Here is a 4,883-nt window from a genome sequence, read left to right on the forward strand (position 1 = left end):
ATGGGCGTCTCGGGGTCCGGCCGGTGGCTGTAGAAGATGTCCACGTAATCCAGGCCCATGCGCTGCAGGGACTGGTCCAGGCTGGAGATCAGGGAATGCTAAACGCTTTTCCCAACTTGGCGGCCACTTGCCCAATGACAGCAGAAGGCTTGTGCAGGTTGAGGTTGGCCACTGGCACCTGCTTGTCACGAATGATGGTCTGGACCTGCCTCATGGCCGCCCTTTGTTCATCGTTCAGATCTTCCATCTTCACAAAGGTCATGGCCGCATCTGCCTCAGTCTTCGGCCCCGTGTAAGGCACCAGGTAAACCCTGAAGTCGAAAGCTTGGTCCGATGCGACGTCGGCATCCACTGCAGCGTCGAAGTCCTGAACCCACTCCGAGACCGCTCCTGGAACGCGATTTCGGACCTCTTTCACGGCCGCTACGGCGTCGTCAGTGATTGAGGAAACAAACATTGGGAATCGCAGTTGCCTCGCCATGCCCTCGTCAGGACCGAACCATTGGACGAGCATCCGTTCGTAGTTCAGTACGTACGCCTGCGTTCGGCCCGCAACAAGGCTAGCCACATCCCGCTCGTAGCGATGCTCAATTATGTTGCGTAGCCCCGTGAAGAACTCGAGATTCACTCGGCAAGGATCGTTCTCCGGGAAGTGCGCATCAACCAGCTCGGATAGAGGCTTTGTCTTCCAACCGCCGTCTTGGTGACGGATTCGGTGGCCATTCTTGGCGCGAACGTAGAGATCGCCGCGACTCTTCTCGACAAAGGCTTGAAGAAGCCTCAACCACGCCATTGACATGTGAACGATGAACGCTTCGAGCTGTCGCGTTTCACCGGAACGGTTGTATAAGTCAACGGCCAGTAATGCTTCATTCTTCGATGCTTGCAGCTGGTGCCACCACCGGGGTCTAGGGGCCATGACTGAATTCTGCGGCATCATCCAATCGGCCTAGTCGCATTGGCTCGGTGGCGCGACAAAAGAATCGAGAACGTTACCAGTGTGCCGGAATGGGATCCCTTGCTTACCCGGGAAGGATGACAGGCGGACAACTCACCCGAATCCGAGTACTGACTGCCGGCGAATCAGTCTTCGGGCCAGATGATTGTCTCGCCCATCGCCTCGAGGAACGCAGCGAACTCATCCACGCTCAGCTCGCCGCGGACAGCGGCACCAGCGATGGCGTCCCTCCGTGACCACATGAACTGAGAGCCGTCTTTTCGTTCGACTGAATAGACCGTCATGTCCAGGCTGGCAAGTACATCGACCAGGCTGGAACCGCATGAAGATCTCGACTGCGCAATGACGTCTACAACGCCATCCCACGCGCGGTCATAGTCCTCCCAGGACAGCGTCACCGATGCTACCCCATTGGCGCGGTTGCGCGGGTTGATGGCAGTAAGCATCAGCGTCAAAGGGCTCGCTGAACCGCCGGCCATGCGGTTCAGACAAAAGCGCTGGTCAGCAGCCTTCTCAGCGCGCTGCTCCACCGCATACGGGTTTGTACTACGAGCAGCGAAGATCCGAGTGGTGTCCAAAGCGCGCAGCTCGTCCACGGGAAAGATCGAGTCGTACTTAGAACCGAAGACCAGCCGATCAAAGCTCTTGCGGGTGCCCCAGTGCTGTTTGATCCGCTTGCGAATGTCGTCGGCCTTACCGACGTAGAACTGCCGGTACTCGTCAAAGACCATCACGTACGCGCCCTCCACGCCATCCCAATCCTTCAGCGACTGAACTGGCTTGAAACTACGGCCCTTTGCAAGGACCTGCTCCAATGCCGCCTCAAACTCACCCACGTCCAGGGACGCGAAGTAACTCATGGATAGGTCAAAGTTCACTAGTGCTGCGTCGCGCTGCACCAAAAGGTATAGATCTGAGTGCTGGGTGTGCTCCTCGTCCCGGTACACCCACGCCGTGCCGTTCCAGAGATCCTCACCTAACAACTCGCGTTTCGGCCGCTGCTTCTGTGATCGACTGGGGTACGCGTACAACTCTCTCGTCATCTTGTGGCCGAACTTGCTGCCGCGAGTCTGCTCATCGAAGTGCTCAAGACTCGGATACGGCACACGTTTGGGGACGCTCATAGGCAAGAGCTCTTTCATTAGAGTGGCTGCTCGACGGCTAGCCACCAGCGAATCACAGGCCGACGGCGGCGTTGCGGATGATTGCTTGCAGCGCGAGTTCGGGGACTGCTCTGGTTGCTTCTCCGAGAATGTATTCGATAGGTACGGCACTCGCGTCTTCAGACACTGAAGTAAGTTTCAGCCAAACATTGGGTTCGTATCTGGCTAGTCGCGAGAGTGTGAATAGCACGGACCACCACAAGAGCAACGGATGCGCTGGGAGGATGGTGTCGTCAAGCCTCGGATAGATATGGTTATCCCCGTGGTACTCAACACCCCGCCGGGCCAAGGATGACCCTTCGTCCACGTCTGACGGTTTCGGAAAGAGAAGCGAGACATTCAAATAGGGCTGCGTTCCGTAAAACCCTCGCCCGTAAGGGATGGGCTGTACAGGGTCCGGAAGGCTCCATCCCATCAACGAGGGGTAGCTCGCGAGGAACTCGCGGAGTGCTTTCTTTTCCTTGGCTATGACCTTGTCATCAACGGGCACTGGGGCGCCGGCGGGATCAGCAACGCTGAGCTGTAGTTCTATGGGCAATGGGGAAAGCTGACCTCTTGCTGTCTCCACGCCGGGCACAATAAACGAACTCTCGGGGGTTAGCACCAGCCGCTGGAGTCCGCCACTACCGGGGAGCATGAAACGATCCGCGCCTGGAAGGAGACCCCAGATCTTGCCTAGTGGCAGCGGCTCACTCATCGGTGACGCGTCGAGGGCTTTGGCGACGACGGGGAAGGAACCCTTGGGCAGCCCTTGGACGACCAGCTGGGCAAGGCCTAGGGACGCGGCCCCCTGAAGCTCGCCGTCCTTAATGCCGTGACCAGTTAGCCTATATTCCTTGCCCACCTTGGTGGACGCTGGGGCGACCGCCCGTCCCAGCTGCGACAGCCCGTAAAAGAGCAGTATCGGCTGTGTCGCCGTGCCAATAGAAGAGGCTGCGGTGAAAAGCTGTTCCGCCTGCTCAAGTGCGGCGTTGAAGGTGGCACGCCTGTCACCGCCGATCGCCCTCCCCACCTTCTGTGATCGGAGGCTCCGCAGTTCCTGCCAGATTTGCTTGATCGGTGCAGCCTCAAGGTCAGCCCATGTGCTCATATGTGAACAATAGGGCCCGGACTTCAATCAGGCCTGTAACAGGCACATCGACCGGCCTGGGTCCGGCAGCCATCCTGGTGTTGGGTCGCTTGTGCATTCCATGGACAACCAGGATCCTTTTCTCGCTTTGAAGGCGCGTCGAGAGCAGGTCAGTAACGACCGTTTTCGGACCTGCCTGGTCCGATGCGAGGAACAGCCCAGAGAACGCCAGGATCCGGTGATCTTCTGTTGGTCAATTGGATTCAAGGACCGTTTCTGACCAATGGGCGGACGTACGTTTGAGGACCCTGTCCGGGACGGTCCGCCGGCGAATCATCGCTGCCCTGAGTGAGGGCTGCCGAATCCGCGATAAAAATACCTCCTGAGGGGGCTCGTTGACTTAGGAACAGCGGGCTGGGGCCATTGGTTTATTGGTGCGCATAGTTCAGGATTTGAGGATCTGGGCAGGACGCATCAGCAGGTTTTCACTAGTGTCTTGTCAGCGTTTTGTGCTTCGAGGAAGAAGAAAACGATGAGCGGTATTGACGATCTCATGGCGGAGGCCAATGACCGCTGGGCAGACGCGAAGAGAAGAGCGCAGGGCGTCGAGGACAACGGCCTGGGCGAGGCCGTGAAAACCTATTACACCCGCTATTTCCCTGCCGGATTCTTCATCCTGGTCGCGGCCGGGACCATCGGCGCAACCCTGGCTTTCCCGGGCACACCGGAGAGGTTGCCGATCTTCCTAACCTTCGGGTTTCTCCTTGGATTTCTAGGCGCCCTGATTGGAGGCTTGGTCTACAACGCGAAGAAAGTGGCACCCGCAGTAAAGTTCGGGAGGATCGATGTGCTTCTTTCCTTGGAAAACGAGGAAAAGAAGCAGGTCCGTCGTCAGATCGCAGGGAAAGCACCCATCGATCCGGAACATCTTTCGGTCACCCGGGCCGCCGCGGTGCAATTACGAAAGGGCCTCGCCACGCAACTGCTTCTGGCGCCGTTGTATCCGCTCATCTTTATTCCCCAAGTCATGAACTCAGCTCTCCGCGGTGACAGTCTGTTCGCTTGGCTGATGGCAATTGGTGTGGGAGTAATAGCGGCCGGGGTAGGGTTTCTCGCCCGTGACTTCCGGAGGGCGGGCCGGTTCCTTACACGCACAGCGGAGCAAACAGCCCCAGGCAACGCGCCGCTTTAATGTCCAAAAGCTGAACGTCTAGTGGAACACCTGGCGTTCATTGACCACTGCGGGCATCGTCCTCGCGGGCGGTCCCACGTGAACGACGATCCCTTACCTTTATGACTGTGCTCGTCCCCGCCAGGAGAACGAGTAAGCCCGCGAGAGCATAACGGATTGGATGCGGTTCCATAATGAAGCCAACAATGACTGCCGTACCGAGAGTAAATACGATCTGAGGCCATGGAACATCGAGATACTTGCGCAGTCTATGAGTCACAGAGGCCACTATGTTCCTTGCTCGACAGTAAGAACGCATCTCTTGCTGAACATCACAGCAAGAATCTATTGATCTGGCGACACATCATCCTGGCACGCACCCGATCTGTACCTTGCGATCGCGTGTGGGGAACCCTGACCGGGCCGAAAAAATGGCTGTCTCGTGCACCGGACCCAGTAACGGCGAAGAATGCGCGGTCCGAGGGATAGCGACCCCTTGCGGGCATTCCCACGGGAAGGCAG

General features: G+C 57.9%; 4 protein-coding genes and 1 pseudogene. 1 reads left to right on the forward strand and 4 read right to left on the reverse strand.

All coding sequences use genetic code 11. The features are described 5' to 3' along the window. The 4 genes and pseudogenes from AB0N24_RS27335 to AB0N24_RS27350 form a co-directional block, all read right to left on the reverse strand. Positions 1-92 (reverse strand): annotated as a pseudogene (locus AB0N24_RS27335) (aldo/keto reductase); the annotation flags it as partial. Then, the gene (locus tag AB0N24_RS27340) at positions 89-940 is read right to left on the reverse strand and encodes a DUF3644 domain-containing protein (RefSeq protein ID WP_364131694.1); all 852 of its coding nucleotides are present in this window, start codon (positions 938-940) and stop codon (positions 89-91) included. The gene AB0N24_RS27340 and the pseudogene AB0N24_RS27335, both read right to left, overlap by 4 nt. A gap of 143 nt (positions 941-1,083) precedes the next feature. Beyond that, positions 1,084-2,082, reverse strand: coding sequence for a GIY-YIG nuclease family protein (locus tag AB0N24_RS27345; RefSeq protein WP_364131697.1), 999 nt, complete (start codon positions 2,080-2,082; stop codon positions 1,084-1,086). A gap of 52 nt (positions 2,083-2,134) precedes the next feature. Further along, positions 2,135-3,211 carry a hypothetical protein gene (locus AB0N24_RS27350; protein WP_364131699.1) on the reverse strand — a complete coding sequence of 359 codons (1,077 nt, stop codon included), beginning with the start codon at positions 3,209-3,211 and terminating at the stop codon, positions 2,135-2,137. Positions 3,212-3,722: 511 nt separating this feature from the next. Between AB0N24_RS27350 and AB0N24_RS27355 the strand changes: the two genes are divergently transcribed. Beyond that, complete coding sequence (locus tag AB0N24_RS27355; RefSeq protein WP_364131701.1) at positions 3,723-4,382, forward strand: hypothetical protein; 660 nt, start codon at positions 3,723-3,725, stop codon at positions 4,380-4,382. Positions 4,383-4,883 lie beyond the last annotated feature (501 nt).

The sequence above is a fragment of the Arthrobacter sp. NPDC093128 genome, assembly GCF_040683875.1.
GTDB lineage: Bacteria > Actinomycetota > Actinomycetes > Actinomycetales > Micrococcaceae > Arthrobacter.

Coding starts and splice junctions, on each gene's coding strand:
- AB0N24_RS27350 (WP_364131699.1), bottom strand. CDS start 3,211: ATGAGCACATGGGCTGACCTTGAGGCTGCACCGATCAAGCAAATCTGG.
- AB0N24_RS27340 (WP_364131694.1), bottom strand. CDS start 940: ATGATGCCGCAGAATTCAGTCATGGCCCCTAGACCCCGGTGGTGGCAC.
- AB0N24_RS27345 (WP_364131697.1), bottom strand. CDS start 2,082: ATGAGCGTCCCCAAACGTGTGCCGTATCCGAGTCTTGAGCACTTCGAT.
- AB0N24_RS27355 (WP_364131701.1), top strand. CDS start 3,723: ATGAGCGGTATTGACGATCTCATGGCGGAGGCCAATGACCGCTGGGCA.